General features: G+C 38.1%; 15 protein-coding genes and 1 pseudogene. 12 read left to right on the top strand and 4 right to left on the bottom strand.

What is annotated here, in order from left to right; genetic code table 11:
- Positions 1-710: 710 nt before the first annotated feature.
- Together SACI_RS09930 and SACI_RS09925 are read right to left on the bottom strand one after the other, a co-directional pair.
- Positions 711-1,001 (bottom strand): hypothetical protein, encoded by a 291-nt coding sequence (locus SACI_RS09930; RefSeq protein WP_011278850.1) that lies wholly within the window; start codon positions 999-1,001, stop codon positions 711-713.
- Positions 1,002-1,191: 190 nt separating this feature from the next.
- Positions 1,192-1,467, bottom strand: a complete 276-nt coding sequence (locus SACI_RS09925; protein WP_011278849.1) for a hypothetical protein — start codon at positions 1,465-1,467, stop codon at positions 1,192-1,194.
- A 167-nt stretch (positions 1,468-1,634) separates the two neighbouring features.
- On the opposite strand from SACI_RS09925, the gene SACI_RS09920 reads away from it, so the two are divergent.
- The 10 genes and pseudogenes from SACI_RS09920 to SACI_RS09880 all read left to right on the top strand — a co-directional run bounded on the left by SACI_RS09920 (position 1,635) and on the right by SACI_RS09880 (position 9,618).
- Positions 1,635-2,021 carry a hypothetical protein gene (locus SACI_RS09920; RefSeq protein WP_011278848.1) on the top strand — a complete coding sequence of 129 codons (387 nt, stop codon included), beginning with the start codon at positions 1,635-1,637 and terminating at the stop codon, positions 2,019-2,021.
- Complete coding sequence (locus SACI_RS12395) at positions 2,018-2,197, top strand: hypothetical protein (protein WP_062414743.1); 180 nt, start codon at positions 2,018-2,020, stop codon at positions 2,195-2,197. Before SACI_RS09920 ends, SACI_RS12395 begins: the two co-directional genes overlap by 4 nt.
- A gap of 12 nt (positions 2,198-2,209) precedes the next feature.
- Positions 2,210-2,743, top strand: a pseudogene (gene csx7 / locus SACI_RS09915) (CRISPR-associated RAMP protein Csx7); the annotation flags it as partial.
- Positions 2,744-3,580 carry a type III CRISPR-associated RAMP protein Csx7 gene (csx7, locus tag SACI_RS09910; RefSeq protein ID WP_011278847.1) on the top strand — a complete coding sequence of 279 codons (837 nt, stop codon included), beginning with the start codon at positions 2,744-2,746 and terminating at the stop codon, positions 3,578-3,580.
- 49 nt (positions 3,581-3,629) lie between these two features.
- Positions 3,630-4,385, top strand: coding sequence for an RAMP superfamily CRISPR-associated protein (locus SACI_RS09905; protein WP_011278846.1), 756 nt, complete (start codon positions 3,630-3,632; stop codon positions 4,383-4,385).
- Positions 4,386-4,387: 2 nt separating this feature from the next.
- Positions 4,388-4,603, top strand: a complete 216-nt coding sequence (locus SACI_RS09900; RefSeq protein ID WP_011278845.1) for a hypothetical protein — start codon at positions 4,388-4,390, stop codon at positions 4,601-4,603.
- Entirely contained in the window at positions 4,587-7,307 is a 2,721-nt protein-coding gene (locus SACI_RS09895; protein ID WP_011278844.1) for an HD domain-containing protein, read from the top strand. The genes SACI_RS09900 and SACI_RS09895 overlap by 17 nt, the downstream gene beginning before the upstream one ends.
- A complete protein-coding gene (locus SACI_RS09890) occupies positions 7,307-7,912 on the top strand; it encodes an RAMP superfamily CRISPR-associated protein (protein ID WP_011278843.1) in 606 nt (201 codons plus the stop codon). Before SACI_RS09895 ends, SACI_RS09890 begins: the two co-directional genes overlap by 1 nt.
- A gap of 6 nt (positions 7,913-7,918) precedes the next feature.
- Positions 7,919-8,860 (top strand): RAMP superfamily CRISPR-associated protein, encoded by a 942-nt coding sequence (locus SACI_RS09885; RefSeq protein WP_011278842.1) that lies wholly within the window; start codon positions 7,919-7,921, stop codon positions 8,858-8,860.
- Complete coding sequence (locus SACI_RS09880) at positions 8,857-9,618, top strand: RAMP superfamily CRISPR-associated protein (RefSeq protein WP_011278841.1); 762 nt, start codon at positions 8,857-8,859, stop codon at positions 9,616-9,618. Before SACI_RS09885 ends, SACI_RS09880 begins: the two co-directional genes overlap by 4 nt.
- A gap of 1,136 nt (positions 9,619-10,754) precedes the next feature.
- On the opposite strand, the gene SACI_RS09875 is transcribed toward SACI_RS09880, so the two are convergent.
- Entirely contained in the window at positions 10,755-12,479 is a 1,725-nt protein-coding gene (locus SACI_RS09875; protein WP_011278840.1) for a hydantoinase B/oxoprolinase family protein, read from the bottom strand.
- Positions 12,480-12,484: 5 nt separating this feature from the next.
- On the bottom strand, positions 12,485-14,527 hold the full coding sequence (locus tag SACI_RS09870) for a hydantoinase/oxoprolinase family protein (protein WP_011278839.1): 2,043 nt from the start codon (positions 14,525-14,527) through the stop codon (positions 12,485-12,487).
- Positions 14,528-14,665: 138 nt separating this feature from the next.
- On the opposite strand from SACI_RS09870, the gene SACI_RS09865 reads away from it, so the two are divergent.
- Together SACI_RS09865 and SACI_RS09860 are read left to right on the top strand one after the other, a co-directional pair.
- A complete protein-coding gene (locus tag SACI_RS09865) occupies positions 14,666-15,145 on the top strand; it encodes an Lrp/AsnC family transcriptional regulator (RefSeq protein WP_011278838.1) in 480 nt (159 codons plus the stop codon).
- A gap of 189 nt (positions 15,146-15,334) precedes the next feature.
- Positions 15,335-16,702 (top strand): purine-cytosine permease family protein, encoded by a 1,368-nt coding sequence (locus SACI_RS09860; RefSeq protein ID WP_011278837.1) that lies wholly within the window; start codon positions 15,335-15,337, stop codon positions 16,700-16,702.
- Positions 16,703-16,736: the final 34 nt, after the last annotated feature.

Raw genomic sequence — 16,736 nt, 5'->3', positions numbered from 1 at the left:
ATGTTCTTATTACGTAATTAATTTTCTAAAACTAAGTTTTTCAGGTTTTATTTAGGAGTTCAATGGTCAGTACAGTTTGTTCTTTTTTTCCTTATAATTATGTTATCTTCCATCCGATTAAGTTGATTTTTGGTAAAAACTAGTTGACTCATGAGTGAACGGAGACAGAGTTGCTTAGTCTTATCCACTATTACCGATAGAGGCTATAGTTTTTGAAAGTGTAAAAAAGCAAAGTTTTTAAATTTTTATCGTCTATGTAATATTGAACCCAAGCCACGTATTGCCAACTGCTAGTTAGAGTGAACTCACGAGGGAGAAGATCCCTATGAGCATTCGCATCCTTATGAGCATTAGTATCTGAAACTAATTAAAGGAACTCTTCACTACTAAACGTAATGAAAATTGAGAGGAGCTATTAACCCCAACACCTTGTTTTACCCTAGAGAGGACGTATTCGTTAAAGCCTCCTACCCAATTTAAAGTAAGTTGTCGTAAAACGAGAAAAGATTATCTGAAAGTTAGTCAATCCTTTTTGATACTTGAATGGTCTTAATTAGATATAACATAGGATGAGACAGTGTAAATCTGTAGTGGTTAGGATTATTTATCAAAGGTCATTTAACCCATATTAATGAGCGCACTCTCTACTTATTAGTAACAAAAAGCATTTCTAAGGACCTTAAATATCAGCTTTATTTTAACACTCTATATTAGACTTTACTCAATTCCGTCATTAGTATTGTGTAGAGTTTTTCATACTTAGGTTTTCCAATTACGCCTGAATTTGTGACGAACTTTTGTGGCAATACAATCTTTTTCCTATAAGGGAAGCGTTTATCTGAGGTCACTACGATTGCACCGAGCCTCTCGGCATATAATGCTATAGCTATATCATACTTATATGGAGTCTCAATTACGCGGTATCCTAACAGCTCTAACCTCTTTTTAGCCCATCTAGCAAAACCTATGTTGGGGATATCAAATATCAATATCCTCCTCATGTTATATAATGTCCATCAGTAAACATTAATATTCTTTATTTATTTTGTCTCAACAACCTTAATTTTTCACGCAATTGAAAAACATGTTGTGTACTTTCGTTGGATAGTAAAGTTAGATAGAATAGTAACTCATTGACTTAACCTAGTCCAAAAGTATTCACATTTTGCAATTCCTGATTATTGATAGGGTTCAGTTTTTGGACGGTGAGCTCAAAGTGTTATTTTCAGACTCTTGGTTATTGTACATTATGAATTTCACCCTTCCGAAACCGTTTCTCCTAGACGAACCTACTCCCATCGCAATGACATCCTCTAAGATTTCATAGATAAGCTGACTGTTTTCAAGAACGGTATAGCTGAATTTGCCTAACAAGCCCAATATCTCCTTTCCGTCATATACTACCTTTTTATAGTATATCGTTGAAGGTTCAGCCCATAATACTCTATCAAGTATTTCACTTAGCAAAACTCACACCATTGAGGTATTCAAGACCTAGTTATTTCATAGCTGATTAATGAACAACACTTAGCTGATTTTTGAAGTGTTAATATTTTTCTTTAACTCAGTCACAATAAGAACTGAGAATTAATTGACAGTAATCCTTATTAAAATGGTGCTTCTCAATATATACAATGAGCTCCCAATCTAATGTTGAGGAGATCTTGGATATTGCTACAAAAATAGCCATATCGGCTTCTAAACCTGACAGAAACGGAGACCCCGTAGTGGACGCGTCTACGATAAACAACCTCTTGACAATATTACAGAATAGAAAAAATGTAGATGAGGTAATTGCATATATTATTAGGCAAATGGGAAGGGAGGAGATAGATCCTGATACAGGGAAGCTACTGTTGAAAGCATTGCAAGGTAAGGACCTGGAGAAAGCCCTTTCCATATTAGGCTATGTAAAGTGGATTTATGAGGGTATTTCAGGCTTAAATGTGGATTGGAACTCCATAAGTAAAGCTCAAACCTTCAAAGATATTGTGACCAAGCTAGTGGGGTCAATTAAATGAGTGACGCAGAGCCACCTTGCCATGACTTACATAATATATACATGATAGCTGTAGTTGAAGGAGAGTTAGTAAATGAGACACCACTTAGAGTGGGTCAAGGCAGATCTTCCTCTTTTGACGAGTTGACAGATAACCCAATAATGAGGAGAAACGGGAAGCCGATAATACCAGGTTAATCCTTAAAGGGGGCATTTAGGAGTTTAGTAGAATCTTACACTTATTCATTAAACGATAGCAAGTATAGAGTCTGTCAAATGAATGACGATGAAAAAGTCTGCAACAGTTGTGGTAATGGTACCTGTTGTATCCCCTGTGTCATATTTGGTTTTAAGGACCTATCCTCTAGGGTCTACATATTAGATGCTGAGGCTGATAACTATAAGATAAACACCAGGACTATGGTCGCGATAAACAGGGTATTCGGTGGTCAAATGACAGGTAATTTGTACAATTTAGACTTCGTGGAGCCCGGTGCCAACTTCAAGTTCAGGATGTACATTTATAACCTTAATATTATAAGCGGTGAGACAGATGATTGTAAGAGAGAAGCAGTTGAGGCAATTAAGTACCTGTTCAAGACCCTAACAACACAGGGCATATTCATAGGTGGGAGAAAATCTATTGGGTTTGGCTTAATAAAACTGAGAAACGCAGTTGTAAAATACTACGAAAAACCTGACCTTCTAAGTGAAAAAAGTAAAAAACTTGAGGAGGTGCTTTAATTGGTCAGTGCTTTTATCCAGAGGAATGTAATACAGAGGATCATAACAATTGAGGGACAGGTTGTTGTAATATCTCCCCTAAGGGTAGGGGCTGGAAAGTCAGCTATATCTCCGGGGGAACTGGCAAGAGATGTGGTACTAAAGGACTCAACTGGTAGACCAGTAATTCCAGGGTCAAGCTGGAAAGGTGTCTTTAGGTCCGCAGGAGAGAGGATACTTAACTCTAAGGGCGTGAAAGTGTGTACTGGAATAGGGAGAGATATCTGCTTGAGAAACTATGGTAAGTATGAGGATTTTCAACGATTCCTAAAGAGTGATATAAGGCAAGCTATCGACACTTTCTGGAAATACACTTGTCTTAACTGTAAGCTTTTTGGAACAATGAGCGTAAGCGGAATGGTTAACTTCTTGGATTCACTACCTATAGATTACAAACTAAACGTTAGGACAATGGTGGCTATAAGCAGGACAGAGGGTGCATCTGCAAGAAGTGCTCTAGTGCAGGTAGAGTACGTCGAGCCAAACTCTAAATTTGAGTTTAAACTCATGGGGAGAAACTTGCCAAATTACGTTGTAGGCTATCTCCTCACAATAATGAAGAATATACATGATGGGCTAACCCAAATTGGTGGTCATAAGACCAGAGGATTTGGATTCGTGAAGTTTGGTAATCTTAAGCTAACAATAAGCGGTGACCCTAAGATTGGTGAAGAGGACAAGGAGGTCCCCCAAGGTCTAAACAATGTTCAAGGGGAAGGAGATGATTTCTTCAATAAGGTAAAGCCGTATATGGAGGTGTTCCAGAACGTCAAGATTCCATACCCAGTCTCAGGCTAACTACACTTACAGGAATTCTCCAGGCATTGAGGGGTTCATAGAGCTGGAGATGAAAGTGGAGTCAGAGTTACTACATGTCGGAGGGGGTAAGTACACAATATCCTTGAATAAAGGGATATCTAAAAAAGACGTAGACCAGTGGATAGATAGTGTATTAAAGGGCAGTGTACCAGATCTATCGGGCTACTTTAATCCTCCAATTCACGAATTCAATAAGTATTCTGATGGTAGGTTAGTAATACCAGGTGCAACCATAAAAGGAATGGTGAGGACTAGACTGGAGTTGTCAATTCCAGACTCCTGTTATGTGGTGAATAGGCAATCAAATTACTCTTCACCTCGTTATATAAACATATTCAGACCAGCCTTTAGGAGATACTATCATAAGTTTCCTCAAGTATGTGTTGTTGATGACCTGTTAGGCACTGCTAAGCTCGCTAGTAGGGTCAACTTCACAGACTTTGTTGGGAGTAATGTAAAAGTCAAGAAAGTAAACATTAATAATGAAGACTATGAGTGCGCAGAGAAGGGCTCTACTTTCACAGGTAAAGTCTTATTCAGATCTATAAGGAGACCTGAGGAGATAGGTATGTTGTTGTATGGGTTTGGTTTCAGGTTAGTGAATGGAAAATTGCAACAGAAGATTCAGCTACTAGGTAGGTTTAAGTATATTGATAAGAGGTTTGGTAGGGTCTCTTTCTCCATAAGGTCTTCGTCATTGACAGGCGGTAAGATAGACTTAAGCCAGGCATTACAGAAATTCGTAAGTTCATATCGACCTAGAGATTTCAATGAGGCTTGGTAATAATGACTGATAAACTATGTATAAAATATGATCTGTCTGTGGTGATTAACTGTAGTGATAACGATCAAAAGAAATACCTTAAGTTCGTGGAAGTGGAGATGGAAAAGAGAAGGGAAGAAGATGAGGGGGGAAAAGAAGTAATACACAAGATCCGTTTACCCCGTAATCCTGAGGAACAATATCTGGCTAAGGTGATAGAGTATGACTCTCAGAGGTAAGCTTATACTCCCTGAGTTCGAAGTCAAATTCGTAGAGGAAAATAAAGTCAAAGCCCTTAGAGAGAAGATAATAAACATCATAACTCAAATATCCAATCTGTCCTGTGAAATTGCAGGTAATGACGAAAGGCAAGCCATGAACATATTAGCTGACCTGTTGGCTCTGATCTACAAGGCTCCCATGATATTATCATATGCTCCCTCTTTGCCTTCATCCAAGTATTCAGCTAATGCCTTTGAATACCTCCTGTACTATGTGATCCTCAGACACAAATATGGTAAGGAGCTCATGATAACTCCAGATTTAGGTGTAAAGGACCTCATGGATAAACTAGAAAAGTTACCTGCTGAGACAGTAAGAAATCTTAAGAGCTTCTTCCAGTCGTTTAAGGACTTAATGGATATCTATGAAGCGCTTCTGTACACCCCTGCTGACACTAGACCAGGGTTTAATTTCACTTCACTAGCCTCACATTTACAATTAACCTCCTTAGTGGTCTGGGCAATGCAACAACAGACTTATGACCAAAGTCAACTCAGGGTCGCAGCGTTATTACATGACATAGGAAAACTGGTAAATCCTGAACACCATGTAAGAGAATCTGTTGATATCCTAGAGGAGGTTTTGCGCAAATCAACAGGTGAATTATGCATAAAGGGTGGGATCGAAAAAATAAGGGACGAAGTATTACATCACCATGGTCAAATACAGACGATCTTAAATATGGCTGACGATGTGGCTGCATCCCATGATAGGATAAGTCCTATCGTAATGGAAGGTCTTGATAATCTAAACCTTTCAGTAAAAGAGTGTTACTCTAAAAGAGGCGAAGATTCCTTCAACTGTTTAGAAAGTAAGGGTGCTCAGGAGTATGAAAAGGCTAGCAAAGAGCTCTACAAATACTTAAGCTCAGTCTTACTTGACCCAAGTGTAATTCAGAAAGATGAAGCAAAAGTATTGAAGTACCTGAATGACGTAAAACCAGCACAAACCCCTAAGAGCACACAGCAAGCTTCAGCGAACACCACATCAAGGAATCCCATAGCTTATCTTGTATATGTGGACTTTCCAGGTATACAGAAATTCATAACTAATTTCCCAGGACTCAGGGAGATGTCCTTTGCGAGCTTTCTAGTTGATTTTATAACCTCCGTCTATGCCTTTGCCTTAATTGACAGCAAATTCCGAGACTTAGGTAAATCCATGTTACCAGTAGAGGCACTACTTAGCGGTTATGGCGGACACTCCTATATTGTTGTAAGGGCTGACCTCGATAAGCCTGATATTGAAGGTCTGTTTAAGAACTTGAAGTTAGAGGAAGAGCTGGACGCTAAATTAAATGTGACTGTATTGGACTTTATGTACGATAATGAAATCCTGGGAATTAACAAAATAAGCGAGGAGATCGGAAAACAATCATACAATAGGTATTTGCTCGACTTTAACGAGAGGCTCTACTCATACGGTCTTCACGAAACCTGTTCCTACTGTGGCATAAGACCTGCAGTGGACGATGTACCTATTTCGCCTGATGAGAAAGAAAGACTGTGTAAGAGGTGCAAGCTAGTCAGGGAGCTATCTAGTAACAGAGGGTTTAGTGCTAAGACTGATACTACATACATGATAGATGGGAGCTTTATTAGACCTGCTGACTTAGCCAAGAGTATATTCAAAGGCAAAGACAGTAGCGAGGGTGAATACCTGAACTACGCAATGGAATTCATTGCTGGTTGGAAAAATGAAAACGACAAAAAGTACATCTCGCTTGTTAAGGCTGACGGAAACTACGCTGGAATAATATTTTCCGCAACAGTTACGTTCTCAGACTATGTGGACAGAAGCTTTAGACTGGACTACGGAATTAAAAAAGCCTTCTACGAAACCTTGAAGGAACTTCACGAGAAGGAAACTAGTTCTGCTAATGCACAAAGTAGTACAGGAAACTCCCTAGTACCTAGAGTGCTTTCAGGAGTACTCTACTTAGGTGGAGACGATATTATGTTAATGTCCCCGTCAGTGATAGCAATACAATTTGCAGTGAGGTTGTTCAAGAAGGCTCAGGAGTATACAGGCTTTACATTTAAGGTTGGTGTTTTAACTGTGAAACCGGATCATCCTGTCCAATTTGCTTATCAAGCAGTAAATGAGTTGATGGAAAGAGCTAAGATAGGGCATCTAAATGGCTCTCCTGTAGCAATGTCTTCAATTGCAGCAATGTTATTCTCCAACAGTTTAGCTAATCGAAATGTCATAGACACTGAGATCAACAAGTACTCTGGGAGTAAACATAATGAGATTAAGTATAAGTTCTTAGTTGTCTCAAACCCTCTTGAAAATGTAGAGGAATTCCTTAAGTCCTTTGGTCTAGAGGACTTTAAGGAGTTAGTGAACTTGTACAACAACGAAAGGGAAGGGAGGAATAAGGTTAAGGAAGTACTTAGACCTATACAGGACGTTGTTGGTTACCTCTCCACAATTAATAAGGAGAACAAGGGCAGTGAGGATATCTTCTTCAAGGGCTTAGCTTACATGGTAAGGCAAAGAGCAAGGGTAAAGGAAAACCAGAGCAATACTGACAGTCAGAGAAAAGTACTCTCGACATTATTACAGAATACCAAGATTTCAAACGACGGTGGGAGTGCACCACTATACGACTATTATTTCATACTAAAGTCAATATTAGCAGGCTTAGGTGAAGCGTGATGGAATTTAAAATGAGAATCAAAAACTTAACCTCTCTGACCATAGGAGGAGGCAGTGTCATAGTAGGTACTGATATACCATTCAGTGAACTTGAGATACCTAGTTCTTCAATAAAGGGGGTTTTACGTACTGCAGTAACCCAGTTCTTACCCCAAGGCTTCACCAGTTGTAATGAGGTAGAGCCAAAAATGATCAGACAAGCCCATAGGGGGAAAGAACCCTGTGACGTATGTCAACTATTCGGTTATCCCGATGCGAGGACTGAGGGATGTGTGAACTTCATGGTCGAGACCAAGGATCTAAAGAAGTACAGGCTCATGAGGGTTTCAATTGAGGACAAGACTCAGAAGGCTAAGGAGGGGGCGCTATTCTCTCAAGAAGTCGTAAAGCCTGGAACTGAAGTAGTAGTAAATGTCATCTACAGGGATAACTGTGGTGAAAGGTTACTAAAACTCCTCTTAAGTTCTGTCCTTGCACTGAGGTATTGGAGGTTAGGGAGGAACGCACTAGTCGATGTGAAGTTAGAAGAGGATTTATGTAAAAGGGTTAAGTGTGACCCAGAAATGGGGAAAATTGTGGGTTTACTCACAAACTACATGTGGTGAGGTAAAATGAAACTACAACTCATAAAATTGGTTGTAAACAAGTACATTACCACTCAGATGAGAAAGGTTAAGAACTACTACTTCTCTACCACAGACTATATACCTGCTACTACTCTAAGGGGAGCAATTCTGGCTGAGTACTACTACCAGAAGGGGAAGATCGAAGAGGACTTCTATGTATCACCTGCATATCCACAAAATTCTGCGCCATCTCACTACTTTAGCCCAGCTGAAGGTAGAAAAGGTAGTGAGTTTGTTGAGGAGAGTAGGATATTGAGTATTAAGAACGATGAGATCAATAAAGGGAAGGATATGAGAGAGGTCATGAACCTTGGGATTGACAAGAAGCCAAGGATTGGGGTCATTATTAAGCCCAATGAAAAACAGAAGTCGCCAAATGAGACTAGGTACATAAAGTACACACCAAGTTCAACAATATTAATGCATGTAGCCATAGACAAGGTCTCAGCGTCGTCCTTCCACAGAATGTTATACGCCTATGAGTACTTGAAGTTTAACGAAATGTGGGCTTTAGCTAAGCCTGGAGATGTCATTGACACAGTAGAGCAGATAAGGATTGGTAGGAGTAGAAGCAGAATAGACAGTATTGTAAAGGTCCAGAAAGTAAAAGAGGTTAACTTGGAAGAGCCTGATGGACTAACATACTGTCTCTCACCATGTGTCCCATCATTGCTAGGCGAAAAGCTGTTTGAGATAAGGAAGCTGAGCTCAGGTAAGACCTTGGTGATAGGGGAAGAGTCTTACTACACTGGCTGGTTTACAACAGATACTCACTCTGGTGCAAAACCAGTTTTCAAGACTATGAAGGAGGGGTCCCTTGTGTATGTCGAGCATAAGGGGGACTACAGTAAATTAATGCCTGCGGGGCTAAACTTCATGGTGAAAATAGAAGACTTAGCATCACTCTTGAGTAAGGTGAGCCTATGATAACTCTTTACAAACTCGTATTTAAAACCCCCAACGGACTGAGGGTGGGCGGTGAGGATACACTAAAGCCACTGAAGTACGATAACGACTATGTCATACCATCAACAAGTCTTAAGGGCATATTCAGGAGAGTGAGTGAGATGATAGTTAACGACAAAGACCATATGGAGGAGCACCCTGTTGAGGACCTGAGTAGATATCAGAACGAGTTGAAACAAATCGAAAGCTGCCTCAATTCAAACTGCTTTGATATGAGGTTTAAGAAAATACTGAAGAGTAAGGGACTAGAGGATTCGAATGACAGGAAAGAAATGGTGAGGTTATATTTACTGTGGAACTGTCCTGTGGAGAGGTTATATGGAAGTGAGTACTTTGCCTCTGCTTTAACTATTTCAGATAGTGTTATAAGGCAGGCTGATATAGTGGAGAGGACGCATGTGGTCATTGACAGGAAGAATAAAAAGAATTTAGAGGGACACCTTTTCACAGAGGAGATACTCAACGTATATAAAATAGACGTCAATGTGGTATTGAGAGACAGTAGTCAGGGAAACAGTAAACAGGCAGGACAGAGCGAATTATGGCTAAAGACCTTAAAGTTCATGGTCAATGTGGGCACATTCGTCGGCGGTGGGAAGTCCAGGGGAATAGGTTTAATGGTGTTAGACCAGAAGGAAAGCCAGTTCGCCGAAATTAAAGACATTTATGACCAACCTAAATTCGCACCCCTTCAGGACAAATTGACCCAGGTAAAGTGAGAGGAGAGAGGGAAAATTCTATTGCAAAGACCACTTGTTTTTTATAGTTTTAAGTAAGATAAAGATATACACAAAAATACACTTGAGGCTCGATTCAAGCTGATTAAACCTTGTGTTTCTCGCTAACTTTTCCTTTCACGCAAAAGTTATTAGAGACGACCTGTTTAGGCTTCGACTACTTGTATGAGACCGAGTTACGAGAACTAAGGGATTTGTATGCAGAGAATAGGTTTTACCTCGAGGCTAAACCAATTTAACGTTTACGAGATTCACTATCGGCGAACCAGGTAAAAGGCCCTCAATTTAACAGAGCCTCTAATGACAAGAGGCAAACCGTCACTTAGGAAAAATAATTGAAGGCAAGATGTCTAGAGAACTATCTAGCTACGTTAAATGAATGCTCATTAACTTCAGGGTAGTGGGTAATTAGTTAAGAGACCGGAGATACGTTTTACTGATATACAATCAACGACCAAATCCCAACTCATGTTGATAGATTTTTCGAGTAAATTATTATGAGGAATATTTTTGACCGTCTTGTAGGTTTTATGGTAGCCAAGGCTCGTTAACTTTAAGCTTCTGGATACTAGTGTTTTCTCAATCAAGTAAGGTTAAGGAACTAAAACCTATTCAAGTTTCCTCGCCCTCTAACTACTTCTCGCCCTCAAACTAAAAACACTTGTTTTGCTCTCACATACAAAGAAATTCAATTTATGTCAAAATAAAAATACCGTCATTACATTTTAACTCATGGTATTAGGTAACTGGTTAACCTATCTATTGTAGGGTAAAAAGCGTAAAAGTTTAAGTTGTTATTCAGACTTAAAGAATTGAGAATTTGAAAGAGAGTAGGCTTTTGTTACTAAAATATACTTCAACTAGTCTAAATATATCAATCCTTTCACTTTCCTTTCTCAATTCATGTAAATTCCTGTTATGTCGTGGCGGTGACCTTTGATTTAAATGAAAAAGGGTCAATAAACTTGAGGAAAATCTATAAGTCCTGCAATTCATATTAAGGAATTGAATCAACTCGCCGTCTTGGGACATGATGAGACATATAATTAACTAAAAAATAAATAAAAATAATTATTTTCTTCATAAATATCAATTTATATAATAATGATATAATAAAATTACTTGTTAATCCTTATCTTCTTAGTTCCTTCCCAGTCTATCTCATAGATTCCGTTAGTTTCCTTAATTTTTACCTTATAGATCTTTTCAGCGTCTTCTACACTAATATATTCGTTGAGTACATCATTTAAAACCAGATTGGGATCTCTTTCCGCTGGATTACCCCAACCTCCACCTCCTCCGCTTCTTAAACTTACTTTATCACCTTTATAAAGCAATAATGAGGCTACTTTTCTCATCCTCTTAGGTTCTTCTCCTCTCTTAAATATCATACAATAATTTGGCGTCCCATTCATTCCACCCTCAACTCCCCATGTAGGGTACTTTGACCTCCCTATTGAAACTGTGAGGTAAGCTTGTTCACTCATTACGATGTAGTCCTTTATTATTCCAAATCCTCCTCTATATTTTCCATGACCAGTTCCATCACTAACGTTTAATTCCAATCTATCTACTAGAATTGGCATCCTCTTTTCGTACACTTCAGCTGAAGCTATATATGTTTCTCCATCCCCACTAGCTACCAGTCCACTTTCTCCATCGGAATTATTACTTGCTCCCCATCCTCCAGGCTGTGGTTCCACAATTGCAAAAGGTTCTCCATCTTCCTTAACACCCCCTAGTATGGTAGCGAGAATTGATAAGAAATGTCCGGCTGGAAGTCTTCCGTTAACGTGAGGAGCTAACGCTTTCCATATTAAATCTGTAGCATACGACATCGACTCCCAATAGGTTGATGTTGGAGCTGGTCTACTAGGATTAAATATACTACCCTCTGGAGCTATTACTTCTAGAGGTTTAAAATACCCAGCATTAGGCGGAGCATAAGGATCTGTAACTGCCATATATATTTCTCTCACTGCAGAGACTGTTGCAGGTAATGGAGAATTTATTGGTCCTCTAACCTGCCTAGAACTTCCAGTGAAGTCAGCTATAAATTTATCCTCAGTAATGGTAACTTTTACTTTCACATAAACTGGATTATCAGATATTCCATCATCGTCTATGTAATCTTCTGCCTCGTATACACCCTTAGGTAGCTCCTTCAGTCTCAACTTACTTAATCTCTCTCCATCTTCTATTAGCTTATCCATCGCCGTTAAAACGTTATCAACGCCATATTTCATGACCAACCTCTGAACTCTCCTGTATGCTACTCTCATTGATGCTAATTGTGCATCCATGTCCCCTAATGTGGCATCAGGCATTCTGGAATTAGCCTTTATAATGTCAATTACATCTCTATTGGGTTTACCTTCTATGAATAATTTTATGGAAGGTAACTGAAGTCCTTCTTGATATATTTCGGTAGCGTCTGACGTCCAACTCCCAAAATGCATTCCTCCTATTTCACTCCAATGTCCTTTATTAACAATGAAGCCTAGGAGAATATCCTTATAAAACATCGGCATTATCAGAGCTACATCGTTTAAGTGAGTTCCACCATCATATGGTATATTAGTAGCAATCATATCGCCAGGTTTTATCTCATCTTTCCACTTAGCCATTACTTCCCTTATGGTAAAATCCAACACTCCAGAAAATCCTGGGACACCTGGAGCTTGTACCACAAGACCTCTACCATACTTATCAGTTATACCTACAGCGAAATCTAACACTTCATATATTACAGGACTTCTGGCGGTTCTACCGAAAGCGTAAAACATTTCTTCAGAAGCTACTATTAGTCCGTTCTTAATTATTTCTAAGGTAAATTGATCCATTCATATCACCTCGTAATTATTACATTACCATAATCGTCTATTTCCCCTCTTTGTCCCTTAAGTATTATTATCGTTGATGTTGGATCTTCTAATATAGCAGGACCATGAACTTTACAGTCTGTAGACAATGTAGACTTATCGTAGACTTTAAACTCCTCGTATTTGCCATTTATGAATACGTTTCTAGTACTTTCCTTAATACTATTACCGTTTAGTTTACGCTTTAATAATGGTACCTTTTTTGCTCTAATTATTCCATATACACGGAAGTTAACGATTTCTATAGGACTAGCCGATTTAAAGGAGTAGGTCGCCTCATGTTGCAAGTGGAATTTATTTATTATTTCACCAATCTCTTTATCTCTTAATTCTCCGTTCATAACGTTAACCTTGACTGTATGTGATTGCCCATAATATCTCATTTCTGCTTCTCTAAATATCATGACATCATTTGCATTAAATCCCTCTGAGGCAAAGAATTGCAAAATCTTTTTCTCCAATTCATCAAATACACTATTAATTTTATTGATGGCATCTTCCTTGTCTATCCTAACCAATTCAGTTTTAACTAAGTCATGCCTAATATCGGCTACTAGCATTCCCCAAGCAGAAAACACACCAGGTGGTACAAAAGGTACTATAACTTTCTTTAAGTCTAATTCTTCAGCTATGAAAGGAGCAAACATTGGTCCAGAACCTCCATATGCAATTAGAACAAAGTCTCTAGGGTCATATCCTCTTTGAACAGAAACTAATCTTATTACATTTACCGCGTTATTATTCGCTAATCTTACTATGCCTTCAGCTGCTTCATCAACAGAGATTTTATAGTGATCTGCTATCCTTTTTATGGCTTTCTCTGCTAGGTCTCTTCTCACTTTCAATTTTCCTCCTAATAGCTCATTAGGATTGAGTAGCCCAGAGAGAATATATGCATCGGTGACAGTCGGCTCAGTTGCTCCTCTACCATATGCAGCTGGTCCAGGATATGAACCAGCTGCCCTTGGTCCTACTTTGAGATTATCTATCTCGTCGATCCATGCAATACTGGTACCCCCATTTCCTACCTCTACAATATCTATTGTAGGAACTTTTACAGGATAGCCTGGTGAATATGGATTCCTTTCAATATAATAATCAGTTATAATATTAGGCATTAAGTTCTCTACGAGGCTGGCCTTAGTAGTAGTACTTCCCCCATCTAATCCTATGATGTTTTTCTCATGAGCCAACTCGCCTATTGCGATAGCCCCTATTATACCTGCCACTGGACCGGATTCTAATGTGGTGATAGGAAAGTCCATAGTGAAATCAAATGTGGCCATCCCACCGTTCGAGAGCATAGCGTAATATTTCCCTTTAAATCCTCTTTTATCTATCTCTTTTTTTAGCTTTCTCAAATAGTTGTTCATCTTAGGTTTAATATAGGCGTTCAGCACTACTGTATTTGTTCTCTCATATTCTCCCCATTCTCTAGTAATCTCATGCGAGAGACTGATGAAAACGCTATCCCCTAGAATTTCCTTTAATAATTCCTTTACTTTTAATTCATGAGCAGAATTAACATATGAGTTTATGAGGGAGACAGCAATAGATTCCACACCTTTTTTTACAAGATCGTTAACCACTATTTTTAATTCTTCAATCTTTAAAGGCGATATTATCTCTCCAGATGACGATATCCTTTCACTTACTTCTCTTCTTAAATATCTTGGAACAAATGATTCTGGTTTCTTATACTTGAAATTATACATGTCTCTCCTATTTGCTCTTTGTATTTCAAGAATATCTCTAAATCCCTTCGTAGTAATAAGCCCTACTTTAGCTCCCTTTCTCTCTATTATAGTGTTTATAGCTAACGTTTGACCGTGAATAATCTCGTTTGCATTTTTCAAATCGACTTTTGATTCATCTACAGCTCTTATTACGCCTATCGAAGGATCTTGCGTAGTAGTCTCTACTTTGATCCACTCGAACTCATCATTGCTCTGGTCATAATACACCAAGTCCGTAAATGCGCCTCCTATGTCTATTCCAATTCTTATCATTATTTAATTGGATATCTACAAAAATTTAAGGATTTGTTTTCTAAAGTTTAATAACACATAGTCTTTTGAACTACTAAATCCATTCAAAGAACAAGGAGTATAAGGTTTTTATTTTTAAAAAATTATAGTTGACATGAAATGGCAAAAAAATGGGAAGATATACTTTCTAAATACCTTGATGAAAAGGACATTAAGATTTTAAAAATATTGAATAACAACGCTAACACTTCAGATGCTAAGATAGCTAGAGAAATAGGATTATCAAAAACTACTATTAGAATGAGAAGGTTGAGATTAGAAAATAAGAAAATTCTGAAAGTCATAGGAGTTGTAGTTCTTCAAAATCTAGGTGTACCTTATGCTGATGTACTTGTGAAATTAAAGAATGTAAAAGAACTAAGACAGACCTACATAAAGTCTTTGCTTTCCAATGAACTAATTTATGAGATATCTGAATATGTAGGAGAATGGGATCTTCTGGTAAGAGTTTTTCATTCTGATCCAGTTCAGTTAAAGGAGGAGATTTTAACTATAATCAATCACGATGCTGTGATGGATTACAAGATAAATTTTGCAATAAGATCCCATAAGGCGTGGGGCGCTACAATTCTAGAGTGAAAAAATTTCGCCCCATCCCATATAAAAATTTTTCGTATATCTAGTAGTCTAAAGTGATTTTATTCCATAGTTCGATATTGCAAGGTAACCTTGAAACAAAGGCTTACATATAACTGAATATTTTGAAAAGTAAATTTATCCTTAAATAACATGTAAAAATTTATTATTATTACTAAGTTAACTTAGAGTATGGAAGGAAAAAAAAGTAAAGAGGAAACTTCAAAATTTGATGATTATTCACTAGAAGAAGTACCTAAGCAGTCCAGATACGGATTCTATAACATGTTTTTAGTGTTTGCTTCTGTTTATGGTGCTATAGCTGTAATATGGGCTGGAGGAGCATTAGGGTATGGTTTAACATTCAGTCAGGCAATAATAGCAGTGTTAGGTGGTACTATAGTGCTAACAATCTTAGGTGGGCTAGCTGCCTCCATAGGTGCATATAGTGGACTTTCGACCTACGTATTATGGAGATTTCCTCTAGGTAGATGGGGAGGAAAAATTGCTGGATTTTTGTTAATTACAGTAACTACTGGAATTGGTTGGTATGCTGTTGAGACATGGCTATTTGGTATAGTTATGAATGAGATATTTCCCAATAATCCTTTCTTTTCGGTTGGTTTCGCAGCAATTTGGGGAGGTATAATAATGATCGTGATGACGTATATAGGATATAAAATGCTATCGTTCTTAAGCTATTTTACAATTCCATTTCATATATGGTTAATTGCAATAGGTATTGCGATAGTGATTGCATTAAAAGGTGGATTTTCCGCTGTCATGTCTGCTGCACCAACATCACATATGAGTTTATTAGACGGAATATCAGCCACTGTAGGATTATATAGCGCAGGAACTATAATATCCCCGGACATAGCTAGATTTGGTAAAACCGCAAAAGACGCTAGTGTAGCCTGGGTAGCACACATAATTTTCCTCTATCCCTTCCTGATATTAGGCGGCGTGGCAATGGTTCTAGTAACTGGTACATATTTAGTCACTAACGCTATGCTAGAATTAGGTATGGGAGCTGGTGTATTACTGATTATAGTATTTGGTCAATTCATAATAAATACAGATAACCTATATAGTGGATCTTTATCTCTTGTTAACTTATATCCGATGAGAAGAGAGTTAGCATCAGTGATTAATGGTGTAATAGGGACCGCCGTTGCAGCATATGTAGGATTTACCGCAGGTTCATCTATAACTCCCTTTGAAAATTTTATAACCGTATTAGGAAACATACTTCCACCTGTGGGAGGTATAGTAATTGCTGACTTCTTCATTGTAAGAAGTTACTTAAAAGGAGTTAAAGACCCTCATGAAAGGTATAAGTTTAAACCTGGTAACGCTTACTATAATCTTAATATTGCTGGTGTAGTAGCATTAGGATTGGGTGCACTAGTAGGATTTATAGTTCCATATGGTATACCTGCAATAAACGCATTGATAACAGGTTTCTTAGCATATATTCTAATATACTACATTTTTGAATTACTAGGGAAAAGTCCAGAGATCTTACCCTACACTTATAAAGGTGGGAGATTATCATGAATGTAAACAATTTATTTACATATTATTTAGTAGT

Source organism: Sulfolobus acidocaldarius DSM 639 (genome assembly GCF_000012285.1).
Lineage (GTDB): Archaea > Thermoproteota > Thermoprotei_A > Sulfolobales > Sulfolobaceae > Sulfolobus > Sulfolobus acidocaldarius.
This window is presented reverse-complemented; position numbering and strand designations above follow the sequence as displayed.

Coding starts and splice junctions, on each gene's coding strand:
- SACI_RS09930 (WP_011278850.1), bottom strand. CDS start 1,001: ATGAGGAGGATATTGATATTTGATATCCCCAACATAGGTTTTGCTAGA.
- SACI_RS09900 (WP_011278845.1), top strand. CDS start 4,388: ATGACTGATAAACTATGTATAAAATATGATCTGTCTGTGGTGATTAAC.
- SACI_RS09865 (WP_011278838.1), top strand. CDS start 14,666: ATGGCAAAAAAATGGGAAGATATACTTTCTAAATACCTTGATGAAAAG.
- SACI_RS09895 (WP_011278844.1), top strand. CDS start 4,587: ATGACTCTCAGAGGTAAGCTTATACTCCCTGAGTTCGAAGTCAAATTC.
- SACI_RS12395 (WP_062414743.1), top strand. CDS start 2,018: ATGAGTGACGCAGAGCCACCTTGCCATGACTTACATAATATATACATG.
- SACI_RS09905 (WP_011278846.1), top strand. CDS start 3,630: ATGAAAGTGGAGTCAGAGTTACTACATGTCGGAGGGGGTAAGTACACA.
- SACI_RS09870 (WP_011278839.1), bottom strand. CDS start 14,527: ATGATAAGAATTGGAATAGACATAGGAGGCGCATTTACGGACTTGGTG.
- SACI_RS09860 (WP_011278837.1), top strand. CDS start 15,335: ATGGAAGGAAAAAAAAGTAAAGAGGAAACTTCAAAATTTGATGATTAT.
- SACI_RS09875 (WP_011278840.1), bottom strand. CDS start 12,479: ATGGATCAATTTACCTTAGAAATAATTAAGAACGGACTAATAGTAGCT.
- SACI_RS09885 (WP_011278842.1), top strand. CDS start 7,919: ATGAAACTACAACTCATAAAATTGGTTGTAAACAAGTACATTACCACT.
- SACI_RS09890 (WP_011278843.1), top strand. CDS start 7,307: ATGGAATTTAAAATGAGAATCAAAAACTTAACCTCTCTGACCATAGGA.
- SACI_RS09920 (WP_011278848.1), top strand. CDS start 1,635: ATGAGCTCCCAATCTAATGTTGAGGAGATCTTGGATATTGCTACAAAA.
- SACI_RS09880 (WP_011278841.1), top strand. CDS start 8,857: ATGATAACTCTTTACAAACTCGTATTTAAAACCCCCAACGGACTGAGG.